This is a genomic window from Pseudomonas sp. LBUM1662 (assembly GCF_059695915.1).
On sequence record NZ_CP166793.1, the window covers coordinates 242,966 to 262,876 of the forward strand.

The window sequence follows — 19,911 nt, forward strand, 5'->3', positions numbered from 1 at the left end:
ACTGCCCATGGACTGCACCACCGTCGCTTACCCCGCGACGTCCAGGACGTTCAATGAACTTCGATTACGCTTTTATCCTCAGCACCCTCCCGGCGTTTCTCAAGGCCGTGGGCGTGACGCTGCAGGTCGGCTTTATCGCTATCGGCACTTCGCTGCTGGTGGCGCTGATCAACGCAACGATTCTGGTGTTTCGCACACCGTATCTACAACGACTGGTCGGGCTCTATGTCGAGTTGGCGCGCAACACGCCGCTGCTGATCCAGCTGTTCTTCGTGTACTTCGCCTTGCCGGCGCTGGGGATCAAGGTCTCGGGGTTTGCTGCGGCGATCATCACCATGACGTTTCTCGGCGGTGCTTACCTCACCGAAGTGCTGCGCGCCGGCGTCGATGCGGTGCCCCAGTCGCAACTCGAATCCGGTCGCTCCATCGGCTTGTCCCACGGGCAATTGCTGCGCTACGTGATCCTGCCGCAAGCCGGGATCCTCAGCCTGCCGTCGCTGTTCGCCAATTTCATCTTCCTGCTCAAGGAGACCACCGTGGTCTTGGCCGTGGCAGTGCCGGAAATTCTTTACACCACCAAAAGCTATATCGCGCTCTATTACAAAACCTACGAAATGCTCACCGTACTGACGCTGATTTGCGTGCTGCTGTTTTTGCCGCTGTCGCTGCTGCTCAGCCGCCTGGAAAGGAGGCTCCAGCATGGCCAGTTCGGGTCTTGAATTGCTCTGGGTGTCGTTGCCGCAACTGGGCAAGGGCGCGGCGCAAACCTTGTCGATCTCTTTTCTGAGCATCGCCATCAGCACCGTTGGCGGCGTGCTCTACGGCGTGTTGCGCACGCTGAATTCGAAATGGCTGAACGCGATCCTTCGGGTCTACCTGGAATTGTTCCGGGCGATCCCGGTGCTGGTGTGGCTGTACCTGCTGTTTTTTGGCCTGCCGATTTTTTTCGGTCTGAGCATTCCGAGCTTCTGGTGCGCAGTGCTGGTGCTGTCGCTGTGGGGCGCCAGCGAAGTCGGCGAAGTGGTGCGTGGCGCGTTGCATTCGTTGCCCCGCGGGCAGCGTGAGGCCGGGTTGTCGATTGGCCTGAACGGCCCGCAACTCTACGGTTACGTGCTGCTGCCCCAGGCACTGAAACGCATGACGCCGCCGACCATCAACGTCTACACGCGCATCATCAAGACCAGCTCCCTGGCGGTGCTGATCGGCGTGTTGGACGTGATCAAGGTCGGCCAGCAAATCATCGAGCGCACCTACGAATCCGTGTTGATCTACGGCGCGCTGTTCCTGTTTTTCTTTTTCATCTGCTACCCGCTGTCAGCCGCCTCGCGCGTGCTGGAGCGGCGCTGGACGCAAGCATGAGCGCATTGATCGAGTTCAAGGGTTTCAACAAGTTTTTCGGCGAGCAGCAAGTGCTGGACGGCATCGACCTGCACGTGAAGTCGGGTGAAGTGATCGTCATCCTCGGCCCCAGCGGCTGTGGCAAAAGCACCTTGCTGCGCTGCCTCAATGGCCTGGAAGTCGCGCACAGCGGCAGCTTGAAATTCAACGACCGCGAGTTGCTGGACAAGGGCACCGACTGGCGCGAAGTGCGCCAGCAGATCGGCATGGTGTTCCAGAGTTATCACCTGTTCCCGCACATGAGCGTGCTCGACAACCTGCTGCTTGGCCCGGTCAAAGTGCAAAAACGCGACCGTCGCGAAGCCCGCGATCAGGCCGAAGCCTTGCTGGCGCGTGTGGGCTTGCTGGACAAGCGCGATGCCTTCCCGCGTCAGCTCTCCGGCGGTCAGCAGCAACGCATCGCCATCGTCCGTTCGCTGTGCATGAACCCCAACGTCATGCTCTTCGACGAAGTCACCGCCGCCCTCGACCCGGAAATGGTCAAGGAAGTGCTGGAAGTCATTCAAGGCCTGGCCCGCGAGGGCATGACCTTGCTGATCGTCACCCACGAAATGGCCTTCGCCCGCGCCGTGGCGGACCGCATTGTGTTCATGGATGCCGGGCGAATCCTCGAACAAAACCCACCCGAGATTTTCTTTACGAACCCGCAAACCGCACGAGCGCAGCAGTTCCTGGAGAAGTTCTCCTACGTCGCCGCACTACCCAAAACGACTCAAACAAAGGAACTGGAACTGCTATGAAAACTGCCAAGACTTCACTGCTGCTACTCCCGCTGCTCGGCCTCGCGTTGCTGGCCGGTTGCAACAAAACCGAAGAGCCCGCCAAGCCTGCGGCCACCGCCAGCTACCTGGAAAAAATCAAGGCACGGGACAAGCTGATCGTCGGTGTCTTCACCGACAAACCGCCGTTTGGTTTCGTCAATGAGGCCGGGCGTTACGTGGGTTTCGATACCGACATCGGCCGTCAATTTGCCAAGGACCTGCTGGGCGACGAGAACAAAGTCGAGTTCGTCGCGGTGGAACCTGCCAGTCGGATTCCGTTCCTGCAAAGCGACAAGGTCGACCTGATCCTGGCCAACATGACCGTCACCCCGGAGCGCAAGGAAGCGGTGGAATTCACCAACCCGAACCTCAAGGTCGCGGTGCAAGCGCTGGTGCCGCAAGCCAGCACGGTGAAAAACCTCGATGACCTGGCGACTCGCACCACCATCGTGACTACGGGCACCACGGCCGATATCTGGCTGACCAAGAATCACCCGGACTGGAAACTGCTGAAGTTCGAGAAAAACTCCGAGTCCTTGCAAGCCTTGGCCAATGGCCGTGGCGATGCGTATGCGCAGGACAATCTGGTGCTGTTCAGCTGGGCCAAGCAGAACCCTGGCTACCGCGTGCTGAGCCAGACCTTGGGTGCTGAAGCACCGATTGCACCGGCGGTGAAGAAGGGCAATATCGAACTGCGCGACTGGGTGAATGCTGAGTTGGCGAAGCTGGGCGAGGAGAAATATCTGCTCAAGCTGTATGACCAATATGTGCGTAAAGAGCTGAGCGATGACACCAAGCCTGAGAGCGTGATTGTCGAGGGTGGGAAGTGGCAGGGGTGAGTTCTCAAACTTTGCGGTGATCTTACGGCCGCCTTCGCGAGCAAGCCCGCTCCCACAGTGATCTTCAGTGGACACAAATTCTGTGACCAGACCCAAATCCTGTGGGAGCGGGCTTGCTCGCGAAAGCGGTTTATCCGGCGCTGATTCAGTCCGGCCAATGCCACGCCGGCTCATCCAGCACCCGCTGCCCGACAATCCCTGTCTGGCCCAATGTCTTCTCCAGCACAATGCAATTGCATTCCGGATCTTCCTGCAACGCCGAGATCAGCCGCCGCGCATGGGACACCACCCACACCTGGCACTGTTCGGACGCCCGGATAATCAACCGCGCCAACGCCGGCAACAGGTCCGGGTGCAAACTGGTTTCCGGCTCGTTCAGCACCATCAACGTCGGCGGGCGAGGCGTCAGCAGCGCCGCCACCAGCAGCAAATAACGCAAGGTCCCGTCCGACAACTCGGCTGCGGACAAAGGCCGCAGCAAGCCTTCCTGGAAAAACTCGATCGCAAACCGCCCGCCCTGCAACGGCGCGATGTTCAGTCGCGCACCGGGGAACGCGTCGCTGATCGCAGACTGCAACGCCTCGGGGTCGCCGATCTCACGAATCGTCTGCAACGCGGCAGCGAGGTCGCGACCGTCGTGGTGCAACACCGGCGTGCGGGTGCCAAGTTGCGGTTGACGCACCGGCGCATCGGCATCGCTGCGAAAGTGATCGTAGAAGCGCCAGCGACGGATGAACTCACGTAATTGCATGACTTCCGGCGAGGTCCGAAAGCTGCCGACTTGATCGAACAGGCTGTCGAAATTCGGTGTGTGCTGGGCCAACACGTCCCAGTCGCGACCGACACGGGCGCGGATCATCGGGCCGTTACGTTCCACCAGAAGGCTGGCCGGGCGGTAAAACGGGCCGTTCCAGATGCATTCCTTTTTGATTTCCGGGTCCAGGGAAAACTCGGACAGACTCGGCTCCGGCAAACCCAGGGCGATCGAATAGCTGAAATCCTCACCGGCAAACCCCAGTCGCAGGCGTTTGACGCCGTGGCGCACGGTCGCCTCGATCGGGACTTCGCCATTGCGCATGCGCCGGGTGATGGTTTCCGGCCCGGCCCAGAACGTCGAATCCAGCCCGCCCTCACGGGCCAACGCATTGACCACGCCGCCCTGAGCGGTCTCCGCCAGCAGCCGCAACGCGCGGTACAGGTTGGATTTGCCGCTGCCATTGGGACCGGTGATCAGGTTCAGCCGACCCAGCGGAATCACCAATTTATTGATCGAGCGGTAATTGGCCACCGCGAGGGTTTTGAGCATGGGAAGCTTCCTGCTGCGTAGTCGGCCAGTTTGCCTTATTGTCGGGACATCGTGATCTTGTAGCAGCTGGCGAAGCCTGCGTTCGGCTGCGTAGCAGTCGTAAAACCGGGTTGCACGGTGCACCTGATGTACCGCAAGCGCTGATTTTACGACTGCTGCGCAGCCGAACGCAGGCTTCGCCAGCTGCTACAAGGATTGTGGTGTGATCGCTATATTTGTCGACGCCGGATGCACCCGCGGAACCCTGTTCTAAGCTCACAGTCGTATCGCCATTGGCACGTCCGTACAACGCAAAGGAGTCTGCATGGCTGGTCCCGGATTGAAAACAGTGGTTGGCCTGAGCCTCCTTGCACTGCTGAGTGCCTGTGGCGATAAACCCCAGGTCGAAAAGGACCGTCCCCGGGTCTTCGTCCAAGAGGTCAAACCCGCGGATTACGCCGCGTCGGTGACGCTCACTGGCGATGTTCAGGCCCGGGTCCAGACCGAATTGTCGTTCCGCGTAGGCGGCAAGATCATTCAGCGCATGGTCGATGTCGGTGACCGCGTCTCGGCCAAGCAAGTGCTGGCCAAACTCGATCCCAAGGACTTGCAGACCAACGTCGACTCGGCGCAGGCCCAGGTTGTCGCCGAGCAGGCCCGGGTCAAACAGACCGCCGCCGCGTTCGTCCGCCAGCAAAAACTCCTGCCCAAGGGCTACACCAGCCAAAGCGAATACGATTCTGCCCAAGCCTCCTTGCGCAGCAGTCAAAGCGCGTTAGCCGCTGCCCAGGCGCAATTCGCCAACGCTCGCGAACAACTCAGCTACACCGCGCTGATTGCCGATGCGCCGGGGGTGATTACGGCGCGTCAGGCCGAGGTCGGCCAAGTGGTGCAGGCGACGGTGCCGATTTTCAGCCTGGCCCGCGACGGTGAGCGTGATGCCGTGTTCAACGTCTACGAATCGCTGCTGGCCGAGGCGCCGGAAGATAAAACCATCGTGGTCAGCCTGCTCGACAACCCGGCGATCAAAACCACCGGCACCGTGCGGGAAATCACCCCGGCCGTGTCCGCGCAGACCGGCACCGTGCAAGTCAAAGTCACCCTCAACGGCCTGCCCGAAGGCATGCAATTGGGCTCGGTGGTGAGCGCTACGGCCAAGACGCCGGGCAAGTCCGCCGTGGAATTGCCGTGGTCGGCGCTGACCAAAAACCTCAGCGATCCGGCGGTATGGCTGGTGGATGGCGAGGGCAAGGCGCAGCTGCACACCGTTACGGTCGGTCGCTACCTGACCGGCAAAGTGATCATCAGCGCCGGTCTGCAGGGTGGCGAAAAAGTCGTCATCGCCGGCGGCCAGTTGCTGCACCCCGGCGTGAAAGTCGAAATTGCCGAAAACACCTACAAGGATCTCGCTGTGGAAGCCCAGCCATGAAGCGTCTGTTATTGGTGTGCACGGCGATGATGCTGGCGGCCTGCTCGGAAAAAGAAGCACCACCGGAGCCGGTACGCCCGGTGCTGTCGGTCAAGGTCCAGTCGCTGGACGAGGAAAATCTCGGCCGCTTCGCCGGCAGCATCCAGGCACGTTATGAAAGCAACGTCGGGTTCCGCGTGCCGGGGCGCATCGCCAGCCGCAATGTCGATGTCGGTGCCGAAGTGGAAAAGGGTGCGCTGCTCGCCACCCTGGACCCCACCGATCAGCAGAACCAGTTGCGCTCCGCTCAAGGCAATCTGGCCAGCATCCAGGCGCAATTCATCAACGCCCAGGCCAACGCCCGGCGTCAGCAGGCGTTGTTCGATCGTGGCGTAGGTGCCCAGGCGCAACTCGACTCCGCACAGACTGACCTCAAGACCACCCAGGCCTCCCTCGATCAAGCGAAGGCGGCGGTCGATCAGGCCAAGGACCAGCTCAACTACGTCGAACTGCGTTCCGACCACAAAGCCGTGGTCACCTTGTGGAATGCCGAGGCCGGGCAAGTCGTCACGGCCGGCCAGCAAGTGGTGACCCTGGCGCAACCGGACATCAAGGAAGCGGTGATCGACCTGCCGGACACCCTGGTCGACCAACTGCCAACCGATGTCGTGTTTCAGGTCGCTGCGCAACTGGACCCGAGCATCACCACCACGGCCGTCGTTCGTGAAATCGAACCCCAGGCGCAGAGTGCGACCCGTACCCGACGAGCCCGTTTGACCCTGACAGACACACCGCCCGGTTTTCGCCTGGGCACCGCGATCAGCGTCACCCTCAGTTCCGCCATCAAGCCGCGCATCGAATTGCCGTTGAGCGCGCTTCAGGAGGTCGATGGCAAAACCCGCATCTGGGTCATCGACACGCAGACCCAGACCGTTGCCCCACGAGACGTCAGCCTGGTCAGCCGCACGGATTCCACGATGATCCTGGCCAGTGGCGTGAAGTCCGGTGAGCGGGTGGTCAGCGCCGGTGTGAACAGCCTGAAGCCCGGGCAGAAAGTGAAAATCGACGAGGACAGCCCACAATGAAAGGGAGTTTCAACTTATCCGAATGGGCCCTCAAGCATCAGTCGTTTGTCTGGTATTTGATGTTCGTCGCGCTGCTGATGGGCGTGTTCTCGTACATGAACCTGGGCCGCGAGGAAGACCCGTCGTTCACCATCAAAACCATGGTCATCCAGACCCGCTGGCCTGGCGCGACCCAGGAAGAAACCCTCAAGCAGGTCACTGACCGCATCGAGAAAAAACTCGAGGAACTCGACTCCCTCGACTACGTGAAAAGCTACACCCGGCCCGGCGAATCGACGGTGTTCGTCAACCTGCGCGACACCACCAGTGCCAAGGACATCCCGGAAATCTGGTACCAGGTGCGCAAGAAGATCAACGACATCCGCGGCGATTTCCCTCAAGGGCTTCAGGGCCCGGGGTTCAACGACGAATTCGGTGACGTGTTCGGTTCGGTCTACGCCTTTACCGCCGACGGCTTGTCGATGCGCCAGTTGCGCGATTACGTGGAGCAGGTCCGCGCGGAAATTCGTGAAGTGCCGGGGCTGGGCAAGGTCGAGATGGTCGGGGAGCAGGACGAAGTCCTCTACCTGAATTTCTCCACCCGTAAACTGGCGGCGCTGGGCATCGATCAGCGCCAGGTGGTGCAGAGCCTGCAAACCCAGAACGCGGTGACCCCGGCCGGTGTGATCGAAGCCGGTCCGGAGCGCATCTCGGTGCGCACCTCGGGGCAGTTCGCCTCCGAGAAAGACCTGGCCAACGTCAACCTGCGGCTCAATGATCGCTTCTACCGACTGGCCGACATCGCCGAGATCAGCCGTGGCTACGTTGACCCGGCGACCCCGGAATTCCGTTTCAACGGCCGCACGGGCATCGGCCTCGCCATCGCCATGAAGAAGGGCGGCAACATCCAGGAGTTCGGCAAGGCGTTGCACCAGCGCATGACCGACCTGACCGCCGACTTGCCGGTGGGCGTCGGTGTGCACACGGTTTCCGATCAGGCTGAAGTGGTGGAAAAAGCCGTCGGCGGCTTCACCAGTGCCTTGTTCGAAGCCGTGGTCATCGTGCTGATCGTCAGCTTCGTCAGCCTCGGTGTGCGCGCCGGGCTGGTGGTGGCGTGCTCGATCCCGCTGGTGCTGGCGATGGTCTTCATCTTCATGGAATACAGCGGCATCACCATGCAGCGGATTTCCCTCGGCGCGTTGATCATCGCCCTCGGCCTGTTGGTGGACGATGCAATGATCACGGTCGAGATGATGGTCACGCGCCTGGAAATGGGCGAGACCAAGGAGCAGGCGGCGACGTTTGCCTACACCTCCACGGCATTCCCCATGCTCACCGGTACGCTGGTGACGGTCGCCGGTTTCGTGCCCATCGGTTTGAACGCCAGCTCGGCCGGTGAGTACACCTTCACCCTGTTTGCGGTGATCGCCGTGGCCATGCTGGTGTCGTGGGTTGTTGCCGTGTTGTTTGCCCCGGTGATCGGCGTGCACATCCTCAGCGCCAACGTCAAACCCCATGCCGCCGAGCCGGGTCGCATCGGCCGTGCATTCAACTACGGCATGCTCTGGTCGATGCGCAATCGCTGGTGGGCCATCGGCATCACGATTGCGCTGTTCGTGGCGTCGGTGTTTTCCATGCAGTTCGTGCAGAACCAGTTCTTCCCGTCCTCGGACCGCCCGGAAATCCTCGTCGACCTGAACCTGCCGCAAAACGCCTCGATCGCCGAAACCCGCAAGGCGGTGGACAAGCTCGAAGCGACGCTTAAGGACGACCCGGACATCGTGCGCTGGAGCACCTACATCGGCGAAGGTGCGATCCGTTTCTACCTGCCCCTCGATCAGCAATTGCAGAACCCTTACTACGCGCAACTGGTGATCGTCAGCAAAGGCCTGGAGTCGCGTAACGCCCTCAGCCAGCGCTTGCGCGAGCGGCTGCGCAAAGATTTCGTCGGTATCGGCAGCTACGTCCAGGCGCTGGAAATGGGCCCGCCGGTGGGTCGCCCGATACAGTACCGGGTCAGCGGCAAGGACATCGATCAGGTGCGCAAACACGCGATCGCCCTGGCCACCGAGCTGGACAAGAACTCGCACATCGGCGAGATCATTTACGACTGGAACGAACCGGGCAAAGTCCTGCGCATCGAGATCGCTCAGGACAAGGCGCGGCAACTGGGGTTGTCGTCGGAAGACGTGGCCAACCTGATGAACAGCATCGTGGTCGGCTCGCAAGTCACGCAGGTGGATGACGACATCTACCTGATCAACGTCGTGGGTCGCGCGGTGGACGCGGAACGCGGCACGCCGGAAACCCTGCAGAACTTGCAGATCGTCACCCCGGGCGGCACGTCCATTCCGCTGCTGGCCTTCGCCACGGTGCGCTATGAACTTGAGCAACCGCTGGTCTGGCGCCGTGACCGCAAGCCGACGATCACGATCAAGGCAGCGGTGCGCGACGAGATTCAGCCGACCGACCTGGTGAAGCAGCTCAAACCTGACATCGACAAATTCGCCGCCAGTTTGCCGGTGGGTTACTCGGTCGCCACGGGCGGCACGGTGGAGGAAAGCGGCAAGGCCCAGGGGCCGATCGCCAAGGTGGTGCCGTTGATGCTGTTCCTCATGGCGACTTTCCTGATGATCCAGTTGCACAGCGTGCAGAAGCTGTTCCTGGTGGCGAGTGTCGCGCCACTCGGCTTGATTGGCGTGGTGCTGGCGCTGATCCCGACGGGCACGCCGATGGGCTTTGTGGCGATCCTGGGGATTCTGGCGCTGATCGGCATCATCATCCGCAACTCGGTGATTCTGGTGACGCAGATCGATGCCCTGGAGAAAGAGGGCCTTGCACCGTGGGATGCGGTGGCGCAGGCCACGGAGCATCGTCGCCGGCCAATTCTGCTGACCGCTGCGGCGGCCAGTCTCGGGATGATTCCGATCGCCCGGGAAGTGTTCTGGGGGCCGATGGCGTACGCGATGATTGGCGGGATCATTATTGCGACGTTGCTGACGTTGCTGTTTTTGCCGGCGCTTTATGTCGCCTGGTACAAAATTCGCGAGCCGCAGAAAGAGGTGCAGTAAGGCACAAACCCTGTGGGAGCGGGCTTGCTCGCGAAAGCGGCTTAATATTCAACCTCTATGTTGGCTGATCCAACGCCTTCGCGAGCAAGCCCGCTCCCACAGTTGACCGAGTTGTCCAGACGGACGCGATCAAATGTGGGAGCGGGCTTGCTCGCGAATACGCCAGTACAGACACTGCAGGTCTTAAGTTTTCATACCTTACGCCAAACACTCGCCAACCAAGGCTGCTGCTCCCGAGGCAGCCCCGCCGGCCGGTAATAATGCTCCAGCTCCACAAACCCCGCCTCAATCAGCAATTGCTGCCACGTCTCAAGATCGTGATATGCCCCATACCGCGGCCCGTTCCACCCTTCCTGATTCTCGCCCCGGGGGTTGGAACTGAACAACACGCCACCCGGCTTCAACGCTGCGCGCAACTCCTTCAACACCCGAGGCAATTCCTGGCGCGGGATATGAAACAGCACTGCATTGGCAAAAATCCCGTCAAAGCGTTCACTCGGCAGATCCAGCTTCAGAAAGTCCTGCTGCCAGACCTCACAACCACTGTCCTCGCGCGCCATCTGCGCAAACTTCTGCGACCCGTCCAGCCCGACAGCCGTGTGGCCCATGCGCGTGAACGTCTGCAAATCACGGCCCGGCCCACAGCCAAAATCGAGAATATCGAACGGCGCTTCGCCCTGGATATGCCGCAGCAGGGCGTCGATGTTCTGGCTGACATCATGATCGCGAGTCCCCTCGCGAAAACCTTCGGCCACCGAGTTGTAGTGGCCGAGGGTGGTGGCGGTGATCTGCTCGAGGTCTGTGGGGGTTTGTTTCATGGTTGGCTGCGCAGGCAATGGGGATTTGCCGAATATACGCCATCAGACTTGGGGCTGCTTCGCAGCCATTCGCGGGCAAGCCTCGCTCCTACAGTTGACCGAGTTGTTTCGACAGACGCGTAATCCTGTAGGAGCGAGGCTTGCCCGCGAAGGCGATTTCACTGACGACCGAAGCCTCAGCCCAGGCAGTATCGATCAACCATGGCTTTGGCAATCTCCGCCTACTCAGCGGTGGGTGGCAGCTGTGTGCAGGTAGTAGGCCGGTCAATAGGAAAACCGGTGCACCCGAGAGTGCTCCACGCACAGCCACCATTTTCTGCACTAGCGGCTGCCCTTTCGATTAACGTTTGTTGAGCCCCCGCGCCAACCGATCCCCGCCGAGTTGAATCGCCGCCACCAACACCACCAGCAACACAATCACCGTCAGCATGATCTGGCTATCAAAGCGCTGATACCCGTATCGATAGGCGATATCGCCCAACCCGCCCGCACCAATCGCCCCGGCCATGGCCGACGAATTGATCATGGTCACCAGCGTGATGGTGAAACCGCCGACGATCCCCGGCAGCGCCTCAGGCAACAGCACGTGCCAGACGATGTGCCAGCGCCGGCAACCCATCGCTTGCGCGGCTTCGATCAAGCCGTGATCCACCTCGCGCAAACTGACTTCGGCAATGCGCGCAAAGAACGGCGTGGCCGCAATCGTCAGCGGCACCACGGCGGCCCAGACACCGTACGTGGTGCCGACGATCAACCGGGTAAACGGAATCAGCGCGACCATCAGAATCAGAAACGGAATCGAGCGGAACAGGTTCACGAACGCGCCCAGCGCCCGGTTCAGCCCCGGTGCTTCGTAGATGCCGCCCTTGGAACTGGTGACCAGAATCACCGCCAGCGGAATGCCCGCCAACAGCGCAATCAGCGACGACACGCCGACCATCAAAAACGTGTCGATGAAACCTTGCAGCAAGCGATCAAACCACATAACCCAGCACCTCCGCCTGTTGCGCCCAGTTGCCGGCACGCTGGCGCAATTCTTCAGCGCCGAGGGACGAGCCGGTCACCGCCAGCAGCAATTGCCCCAGCGCATGGCCCTGAATCCTTTCCACGCCACCTTGCAACAAACGCACGCGGCCACCGAGGGCGCTGAACAGTGCCGCCAGATCCGGTTCGTCCGTGGCGCTGCCGGTGAATTGCAAACGCAGCACCAGCGCCGCGTCCGAGGACTGTGGTTGCGGGCGCAAGCGGCTTTGCAGTTCATCCGGCAGAGCGTGTTGCAGCGGCGCGAGCAAGGTCTTGCTGACCTCATGCTGCGGGTTGCCGAACACTTCCCACACGGGCCCTTGCTCGACGATGCGCCCGTGTTCCAGCACCACGACCCGATCACAGATATCGCGGATCACCGCCATCTCGTGGGTGATCAGCACAATGGTCAACCCCAGGCGCTGATTGATCTCGCGCAGCAGGCCGAGAATCGATTGCGTGGTCTCAGGGTCCAGCGCCGACGTGGCTTCGTCGCACAGCAAAATTTCCGGATCGTGCACCAACGCGCGGGCGATGCCGACGCGTTGTTTCTGCCCACCCGACAACTGCGCCGGATAGGCCTTGTGCTTGCCTTGCAGGCCCACCAGTTCCAGCAGTTCGCGAACTTTCTGTTCGCGTTTTTCCTTCGGCATACCGGCCACTTTCAGCGGCAACTCGACGTTCTGCCAAACGGTCTTGGCCGACATCAGGTTGAAGTGCTGGAAGATCATGCCGATCCGTCGGCGCAGCGCCACCAGGCGGTCTTCATCGAACTCGCCGATGTCCACTTGGTCGATCAGTACCCGCCCGGTGCTTGGTTGCTCCAGACGATTGATGGTGCGGATCAGCGACGACTTGCCGGCGCCACTGCGACCGATGATGCCGAACACTTCACCGCGCTGGATCGCCAGGTCGATGCCGTGCAGCGCCGCCACCGGACCTTGCTGGCCGGTGTAGGTTTTGCCCAAGCCGATGAAGCGCACGTGGGCGCGGTTGAGCTCCGGGTGCAATTCCTTTTGTTCGGCTTTATGTGGCTCTGGAATATCCAGTCGCCGTTGGATCGCGGCCGTCATCCTCAGCTTTCCCAGCCGGCTTGATAGAGCTTGCCGTGAGCCTTGTCCAGCGCGGCGCGAACAGCCGGAGAATGCTGGTAGATGTCGACGAATTTGATCAGCCGCGGGTCGGTTTTGCTTTTCGGCTGGATCACGAACTGGATCACGTATTCCTTGTGATCGAGGCCGTCAAACAGCAACGCAGAACCGGCATCGAAGGTCTTCGACAGACGAATGTAGGCCGGGTAACCCTGAACCAGATCGGCGTCGTCGTAGGCGCGCACCAGTTGCACGGCTTCAACCTGGAGGATTTTGATTTTTTTCGGGTTGGCGATGATGTCTTCTTCGGTGGCCTTGTAGCCGACACCCGGCTTGAGGGTGATCAAACCGGCCTTGGCCAACAGTTGCAGGCCGCGACCGCTGTTGATCGGGTCGTTGGCGATGGCGACGCTGGCGCCTTGCGGCAACTCGTCAAAGCTTTTGTATTTCTTCGAGTAGAGGCCGACGTTGTTGATGATCCCTGGCGCGAACGGCACCAGGTCAAAACCGGCGGCGGCCTTGGCGTTTTCCAGGAACGGGACGTGCTGGAAATAATTCACGTCGATGTCGCCGGCCGCGAGGCTGACGTTGGGGGCGATCCAGTCGCTGAACTCCACCAGGTCGACTTGCAGGCCTTGTTTTTTGGCCTCCTCGACGGCGGCTTCCAGCGGGATGGCGAAGGCGGCGGTGGTGCCGACTTTCAACGGCGCGTCGGCGGCGAAGGTGATGGAGCTGAAGAGGCCGAGGGCCAGGGCCAGTGCTTTGACTGGGTGGGAGAGGTAGGTCTTTTTCATGATGGGTTTTCCAGTCAGTGCATAAATTTTGGGTGTTTGGGCGGGCCTCTTCGCGGGCAAGCCTCGCTCCTACAGGTTCAGCGTCGTGCCGGACATTTGTGAACGACTCGATACCTGTAGGAGCGAGGCTTGCCCGCGAAGCTTTTAGCGGCGGAACGCCGAGCCCGTGTGTTGCTCCGGCAAATGCGCCTCGCCGTGAAACAGTTTTTCCCGCAGGCTGCCAGTGTCATAAGCCGTCTTGTACGACCCACGCCGCTGCAACTCCGGAATCACCAGCTCAATGAAATCCACATAGCTTTCCGGCGTGACAATCCGCGTCAGGTTGAAGCCATCCAGCCCGGTCTCGGCGATCCACGATTCCAGTTCGTCCGCCACTTGCTCAGGCGAACCGACCACCGTGATGTAGCGACCACCGAGGGCGTGTTGCTCAAGCAATTTGCGTCGGGTCCAGTCGTTGTTTTGCAGGTTCTTCGTGGCCGACTGGATCGCGTTGCTCTTCACGTACTGGATCGGTTCGTCGATCTCGTATTCGGAGAAATCGATCCCGGTCGACGCCGAGAAATGCGCCACGCCGGCTTCAGCGCTGGCGTAACTGAGGTACTCGGCGTGCTTGGCCCAGGCCAGCTCTTCAGTGGCGCCGACAATCACGTTCAAGCCCATGAACACCTTGATGTCCTCGGGCTTACGCCCGGCTTCAACCGCGCTGGTGCGAACCTTGTCCACCTGAACCTTGGTCGACGGTTTGTTCTGCCCGCTGATGAACACGCACTCGGCATGACGCCCAGCGAACAGCAAGCCGCGATCGGAACTGCCGGCCTGGAACAGCACTGGCGTGCGCTGCGGCGACGGTTCGCAGAGGTGATAACCCTCGACCTGATAGAACTCGCCCTTGTGCTCGACCTTGTGCACTTTCTCCGGTTGCGCGTAGACCCGTTGCTGCGGGTCATTCAGTACCGCGCCGTTTTCCCAGCTGCCTTCCCAGAGTTTGTAGAGCACTTCCAGGTACTCATCGGCCTGGTCGTAACGACGGTCGTGTTCCACCTGCTCGCTCAAGCCCATGGCTTTGGCGGCGCTGTCGAGGTAGCCGGTGACAATGTTCCAGCCGACCCGGCCACGGCTCAGGTGATCGAGCGTCGACATGCGCCGGGCGAACAGGTACGGCGGCTCGTAAGTCAGGTTGGCGGTGAGGCCGAAGCCGAGGTTTTTGGTCACCGCCGCCATGGCCGACACCAGCAGCAGCGGATCGTTGACCGGTAGCTGAATCGACTCTTTCAGCGGCACGTCGATGGAGTTCTGATAGACGTCGTAGACCCCGACGATGTCCGCGATGAACAGACCGTCGAACAACCCGCGCTCCAGCAACTGCGCCAGTTCGGTCCAGTATTCGATGGTTTTGTATTGGGTGGAGGTGTCCCGTGGATGCGTCCACAGCCCGTGGTTGATGTGCCCGATGCAGTTCATGTTGAACGCGTTGAGCAGAATTTTTTTCTTGCTCATTTAGATGGTCCCCCGCAGTGGCGGGTTTTCATCGTTGAGGTAGTAATTGCCGACGGCGTGATACTTCCAGCGCACCGGGTCATGCAGCGTGTGCACCCGGGCGTTGCGCCAGTGGCGATCAAGGCCGTGTTCGATCAGCGTTGCCTGGCTGCCGGCCAGTTCAAATAGCGTCGTGCCGGCGGCGAGGGAGATTTCGGTGCTGATGGCGCGGGCTTCGGCGACGGCAATCGAGGCAGCAGCGACGGTCTCGGCGTTGGTGTCGGCCTGGGCCTTGTCGAGGAATTCGCCGGAGCGTTCCAGCAACGCTTCGGCAGCGTGCAGGCGAATGCTCAAGTGGCCGAAGCTCTTGATGGTCAGCGGGTCGTCAGTGGCTTTTTCGTGGGTGGCGTCGATCCATGGACGGGTCTTGGTGCGCACGAAGTGCAGCGCATCTTCATAAGCGGCGCGGGCAATGCCGGTGTCGATGGCGGCGTGAAGAATCTGCGCCAGCGGGCCAACAGGGGTCGGACGCTCGAACGCACTTTGAAACGGGATCACGTCTTCGGCGGCGACGTAGACGTCTTCGAACACCACCGAACCGCTGCCGGTGGTGCGCTGGCCGAAACCGCTCCAGTCGTCGATGACGGTCAGGCCTTTGCTGTTGTGGGGGACGAACGCCAGTTGCTGCACGCCGTTTTCATCCACGACGGAGGTCGGAATGCGTTGCGCATAGATCGCGCCGGTCGCGTAGAACTTGCGACCGTTGATGCGATAACCGTCACCGTCGCGAGTCAGGCTGGTAACGCGGTCATGGGCGGTTTTGGTGCCCAGTTCCGCCAAGGCATTGCCGAAGCGCTGGCCAGCGAGCACTTCGGCGTACAGGCGTTTTTTCTGCTCTTCGCTGCCGTTCACGCGCAGCACTTCGAGGGCGTAGAAATGGTTCTGCGGGATCTGTCCGAGCGAGCCGTCCGCCTGGGAAATCAAGGCGATCACTTTGGCCAGGGTAACGTTGGAAACTCCCGCACCGCCGTATTCTTTTGGCACGCTGATGCCCCAGAGGCCCGAGCGGGAAAACACTTCCAGCTCCGGGTGCGGCAGGCGACGTTCGCGGTCGCGCAGGGCGCTGTCACGCTTGAAATCTTCGGCCAGGTCACTGGCGACGATCAGGGCTTGCTCATCGCTGGTTATGACCGCGACGTGGTGAGAAAGAGTCATGTGTTTCTCCAGAGATCTGGTCAAAAGTGTTCTGGTCGTTAGATCCAGGAGTGGCGAGCGGGCAGCGTGCCGTTCAGGTGATAAGTCCCGACGGCGTGGTATTTCCAGCGAACGGGGTCGTGCAGCGTGTGCACGCGGGCGTTGCGCCAGTGACGGTCGAGGTTGAATTCGGCGAGGGTCGCGCGGCTGCCGGCCAGTTCGAAGAGCTTTTCGCTGGCGAGCAGGGAGATCTCGGTGGTCAGCACTTTGGCTTCGGCCACGGCGATTGAAGCGCGCGCGGCGGACTCGGCAGTGAGTGGCGCGGCGTTGACTTGATCGAGCACTTGCCCGGCCTTGCGCAGCAGCGCTTCGGCGGCGTGCAGTTCGATTTTCAACTTGCCGATGTCGGCGATGACGTAGAGATCGTCGCTGGCCCGTTCGACTTTGGCGTCGATCCATGGCCGGGCGCGGGTTTTCACGAACTCGATGGCGTCATCGATGGCACCGCGAGCGATGCCGGCGTCGATGGCGGCTTGGATCAGCTGCGACACGGCGCCCTGGATATTCGGGCTGTCGTTGATCTTCCAGTTGTCCACCACCAGCTCGGCGTCGACCCGCACGTTGTTGAGCAAAATGGTGCCGCTGGCGGTGGTGCGCTGACCGAAGCCCGACCAGTCATCAACAATGCGCAGGCCTGGTGTGCCGCGACGGACGAAGGCCAGCACTTGCCTGCCTTCGTCGTTCAGCGCCTTGACCGCCACCCAGTGGGCGAACAGGGCGCCGGTGGAGTAAAACTTCTGGCCACTGATGACAAAACCGTCCCCGTCAGCGGTGATCCGTGCCTTGAGTTCGAGGGTGTTTTTGGTGCCGCGTTCCGGCCCGGCATTGCCGATGCGCCAGCCTTCGAGCACGCTTTTGAACAGCTGTTTTTTCTGCGATTCCGTGGCGCTGCCGAGCACCAGATTGAGGATGCCGAACTGGTTCTGCGGGATCTGTCCGAGTGCCGGGTCCGCCGCGGAAATGATCGCGAAGACTTCGGCGAGGGTGACGAACGAAACCTGCGGGCCACCGTACTCGCGCGGGATGGCAATGCTGCCTAATCCGCTGCGGGTGAACTGTTCGATTTCCGACCACGGCAACTTGCGCTGCCGGTCACGTTTGGCGGCTTGCAGGCGGGCGACTTGCGCCAGCTCATGGGCGGCCTTGATGGCTTGTGCGTCGTTGCGCAAGACCTGCGCGGGCAACAACAACGGGGCGATGTCCAGATCACTCTGAACGATTGCATCTGCCAGACTGGACATCAGTGCCGCTCCTTGGCTGCACGCAATGCCCTGGCGATCTGCACTGGGGTGATTGTGTTCCGGACCATACCTACCTCACATCTCATGGGTCGCCGCGATGGTTGCGGCGAAATAAAAACAAGAATGTCCGGTGGTCCGGTCTATATACCCTAAACGCGTGTAAATAATTAATAAACTAACTTTTGGGAATATGCATAGAAGGGCGTCTGTTCGTGGCGCAACAGTTGTTTATGCAGCAACAGTTGCGCTCGTAGCCCGCTGGCGAACCCCTGTAGGAGCGAGGCTTGCCCGCGAAGGCGGTGTGTCAGGCACCATTGAGGTTGACTGACACACCGCCTTCGCGGGCAAGCCTCGCTCCTACAGGGACGGTGGTGTTTTCACTTCTTGCGGGGTTCGGCGGCTTTCAATTCCTCTTTGAACGGCACTTTCAGATATGGATTGGCGCAACCGATCTTGAGCCTGCGCGGCGGTGCCCAGCCGGAGTTGTTGCCCACTCGGTCGAGGATGCAGTAAGTCACTTCCAGCCGAAGGTCTTCGCCGGCTTCAAGGATGATCGCCGGCGGCACCCAGACCTGAATTGGCTGGCCGACCTCGTCTGCCTTGAGGCGCGGCAGGTCCATGCGCACATCCCCCCAGCGCAGGGTGATTTCATCGTCGACGGCCATGTTGAGGTAAGGCTCGATGGTCAACGGCACGCCGCGCTTGATCTGGTTCGGATTGACCCCCTGACGGCGAATGGTTTCGGGAATGCCCAGCGGTGCCAGGTGCTCGTTCTCGTGACCGCACAGCGTGAGCGGCTGGCCGCCCGGGCAATCGAGCTTGATCTGTACCCGCGTGGCGAGCGACAGCGCCGGTCCTTGTCCGACCTGCATGACGCGGTAGTGAATGCTTGAGGAGCCATTGGCGATGAAGCTTTGCGGCACCCGCAGGCTGACGGCTTCGCCGACCTCATCGGCCTTGAGAACGCGGGAGGCGACGTAGCAGTTGTCCCAGAACAGTTCGATCAGGTCGCCTTCGTCCATGCCGGGGTAGGGCGCCACGTCGATCAGCAGATGGGCCGCCGACGTGACATTGATGCCGGTCTTGTGGGATTGCGCCAGGGTAGGGGCCGCAAGTCCGGATTTATTCGAGGTGCTTGTCATGGGTTTCTCCTTGAAGCCTTGCAGCGAAGTCCGTTTCTGAAAGATCGAAAGGCGTGTATTACCGAGCAACAAAGTTGTTCACTATTTGCAAGTTTAAATAATGATTGGGAACGATGATCGGCGCCTGTTGGCGACTAGATAAGAGTGCGCTTGAATAGGTGTCAATAGAGCTGGCTAGTTAAGTATGGTATCCAGTGTTATTCAGAAAAATCCTACGCTTTAAAGTTAATAAGCTGCACCGCTCTGTCGAATTTTGCCGCGTATTTATTGATTTTAAGGCGTGGGTGGCGGCTGCCGCGTGCTCGGTGAGGGCGCTTGATTATGCGAATTGTAGGCGAGTTAAATCTGTTGCAGGACATATATATGTACCGCACGCAGGGGGAGAAACTTATCTATTGTTCGAGGGTTGGTGACGAGGTGTTGAGAGAATTAGTGGCGGGGATAGTTGTCACTTCCATCCGTGGAAGTTAACAAATAATGAAGCGGTATTAGTGGTTGGCGTTATTCAGGAACTTGCTGAGGAACTGTTTCGTGCGCTCTTCTTTCGGGTTGGCAAACAGCGCCTTGGCTTCGCCTTGCTCGACGATCACACCCTTGTCGAAAAACACCACGCGGTTGGCCACGTCCCGGGCAAAGCCCATTTCGTGAGTGACGATGACCATGGTGCGATTCTCCTCGGCCAGGCTGCGGATGGTCGCCAGCACCTCACCCACCAGCTCTGGGTCGAGCGCTGAAGTGGGTTCGTCGAACAGAATCACTTCCGGTTCCATCGCCAGCGCGCGGGCAATCGCCACACGCTGTTGCTGACCACCGGAAAGGCGTCGCGGGTAAGCGTCTTCCTTGCCCGCCAGGCCAACCCTGGCCAAGAGCTTTTTACCCAGGGCAACGGCGTCGGCGTGCGGGATCTTCTTGACGATGATCGGGCCTTCGATGACGTTTTCCAGGGCGGTGCGATGAGGGAAAAGGTTGAAGTTCTGGAACACGAAACCGACGTGCTGGCGCAAGCGTCGCACCAGGCTCTGCTGCTGGTTCAACGGACGGCTGCCATCGATCTCGATGTCACCGACCTTGATCCGGCCGCTGGTGGGTTCTTCCAGAAAATTCAGGCACCGCAAGAACGTGGTTTTACCCGAACCGCTAGGCCCGATGATCGCGACGACCTCACCTTCCTTCACTTGCAGATCGATGCCGTTGAGCACGACTTGACCCTTGAACTGCTTTGTCAGTTTTTCCACGACAATCATTG

General features: G+C 60.6%; 17 protein-coding genes. 7 read left to right on the forward strand and 10 right to left on the reverse strand.

What is annotated here, in order from left to right; genetic code table 11:
• Positions 1-53: 53 nt before the first annotated feature.
• Genes ACA049_RS01065 through ACA049_RS01080 form a run of 4 tightly spaced genes read left to right on the forward strand, consistent with a single transcriptional unit; the run spans position 54 to position 2,998 of the window.
• Positions 54-719 carry an amino acid ABC transporter permease gene (locus tag ACA049_RS01065; RefSeq protein ID WP_497332453.1) on the forward strand — a complete coding sequence of 222 codons (666 nt, stop codon included), beginning with the start codon at positions 54-56 and terminating at the stop codon, positions 717-719.
• The gene (locus ACA049_RS01070; protein WP_497332455.1) at positions 700-1,359 is read left to right on the forward strand and encodes an amino acid ABC transporter permease; all 660 of its coding nucleotides are present in this window, start codon (positions 700-702) and stop codon (positions 1,357-1,359) included. Before ACA049_RS01065 ends, ACA049_RS01070 begins: the two co-directional genes overlap by 20 nt.
• Positions 1,356-2,138: an amino acid ABC transporter ATP-binding protein gene (locus ACA049_RS01075; protein WP_497332457.1), complete on the forward strand. Its 783-nt coding sequence runs from the start codon at positions 1,356-1,358 to the stop codon at positions 2,136-2,138. Before ACA049_RS01070 ends, ACA049_RS01075 begins: the two co-directional genes overlap by 4 nt.
• A complete protein-coding gene (locus tag ACA049_RS01080; protein ID WP_497296921.1) occupies positions 2,135-2,998 on the forward strand; it encodes a transporter substrate-binding domain-containing protein in 864 nt (287 codons plus the stop codon). The genes ACA049_RS01075 and ACA049_RS01080 overlap by 4 nt, the downstream gene beginning before the upstream one ends.
• Positions 2,999-3,143: 145 nt before the next feature.
• Here the strand turns inward: ACA049_RS01080 and ACA049_RS01085 are convergent, their stop codons facing one another.
• Positions 3,144-4,304, reverse strand: coding sequence for an AAA family ATPase (locus ACA049_RS01085; protein WP_497332459.1), 1,161 nt, complete (start codon positions 4,302-4,304; stop codon positions 3,144-3,146).
• Positions 4,305-4,608: 304 nt separating this feature from the next.
• Between ACA049_RS01085 and ACA049_RS01090 the strand changes: the two genes are divergently transcribed.
• From ACA049_RS01090 to ACA049_RS01100, 3 genes are read left to right on the forward strand one after another with little or no spacing between them, the layout of a single operon-like run.
• On the forward strand, positions 4,609-5,712 hold the full coding sequence (locus ACA049_RS01090) for an efflux RND transporter periplasmic adaptor subunit (RefSeq protein ID WP_497332461.1): 1,104 nt from the start codon (positions 4,609-4,611) through the stop codon (positions 5,710-5,712).
• Positions 5,709-6,776, forward strand: coding sequence for an efflux RND transporter periplasmic adaptor subunit (locus ACA049_RS01095; RefSeq protein WP_497332463.1), 1,068 nt, complete (start codon positions 5,709-5,711; stop codon positions 6,774-6,776). Before ACA049_RS01090 ends, ACA049_RS01095 begins: the two co-directional genes overlap by 4 nt.
• On the forward strand, positions 6,773-9,826 hold the full coding sequence (locus ACA049_RS01100) for an efflux RND transporter permease subunit (protein ID WP_497332465.1): 3,054 nt from the start codon (positions 6,773-6,775) through the stop codon (positions 9,824-9,826). The genes ACA049_RS01095 and ACA049_RS01100 overlap by 4 nt, the downstream gene beginning before the upstream one ends.
• 191 nt (positions 9,827-10,017) lie before the next feature.
• On the opposite strand, the gene ACA049_RS01105 is transcribed toward ACA049_RS01100, so the two are convergent.
• The 9 genes from ACA049_RS01105 to tcyN form a co-directional block, all read right to left on the reverse strand.
• On the reverse strand, positions 10,018-10,644 hold the full coding sequence (locus tag ACA049_RS01105) for a class I SAM-dependent methyltransferase (protein WP_497332467.1): 627 nt from the start codon (positions 10,642-10,644) through the stop codon (positions 10,018-10,020).
• Between the two features lie 340 nt (positions 10,645-10,984).
• The gene (locus tag ACA049_RS01110; protein WP_497332469.1) at positions 10,985-11,629 is read right to left on the reverse strand and encodes a methionine ABC transporter permease; all 645 of its coding nucleotides are present in this window, start codon (positions 11,627-11,629) and stop codon (positions 10,985-10,987) included.
• The gene (locus ACA049_RS01115) at positions 11,619-12,740 is read right to left on the reverse strand and encodes a methionine ABC transporter ATP-binding protein (RefSeq protein ID WP_497332471.1); all 1,122 of its coding nucleotides are present in this window, start codon (positions 12,738-12,740) and stop codon (positions 11,619-11,621) included. Before ACA049_RS01115 ends, ACA049_RS01110 begins: the two co-directional genes overlap by 11 nt.
• A gap of 2 nt (positions 12,741-12,742) precedes the next feature.
• Positions 12,743-13,552 carry a MetQ/NlpA family ABC transporter substrate-binding protein gene (locus tag ACA049_RS01120; protein WP_497332473.1) on the reverse strand — a complete coding sequence of 270 codons (810 nt, stop codon included), beginning with the start codon at positions 13,550-13,552 and terminating at the stop codon, positions 12,743-12,745.
• A 144-nt stretch (positions 13,553-13,696) separates the two neighbouring features.
• Positions 13,697-15,049 carry an LLM class flavin-dependent oxidoreductase gene (locus tag ACA049_RS01125; RefSeq protein WP_497332475.1) on the reverse strand — a complete coding sequence of 451 codons (1,353 nt, stop codon included), beginning with the start codon at positions 15,047-15,049 and terminating at the stop codon, positions 13,697-13,699.
• The gene (locus tag ACA049_RS01130) at positions 15,050-16,243 is read right to left on the reverse strand and encodes an SfnB family sulfur acquisition oxidoreductase (protein ID WP_497332477.1); all 1,194 of its coding nucleotides are present in this window, start codon (positions 16,241-16,243) and stop codon (positions 15,050-15,052) included. It lies immediately after the preceding gene.
• A gap of 38 nt (positions 16,244-16,281) precedes the next feature.
• Entirely contained in the window at positions 16,282-17,523 is a 1,242-nt protein-coding gene (locus tag ACA049_RS01135; RefSeq protein ID WP_497332479.1) for an SfnB family sulfur acquisition oxidoreductase, read from the reverse strand.
• Between the two features lie 377 nt (positions 17,524-17,900).
• Positions 17,901-18,665 carry a hypothetical protein gene (locus ACA049_RS01140; protein WP_497332481.1) on the reverse strand — a complete coding sequence of 255 codons (765 nt, stop codon included), beginning with the start codon at positions 18,663-18,665 and terminating at the stop codon, positions 17,901-17,903.
• Between the two features lie 488 nt (positions 18,666-19,153).
• Positions 19,154-19,909, reverse strand: coding sequence for an L-cystine ABC transporter ATP-binding protein TcyN (tcyN, locus tag ACA049_RS01145; protein ID WP_497332483.1), 756 nt, complete (start codon positions 19,907-19,909; stop codon positions 19,154-19,156).
• Positions 19,910-19,911: the final 2 nt, after the last annotated feature.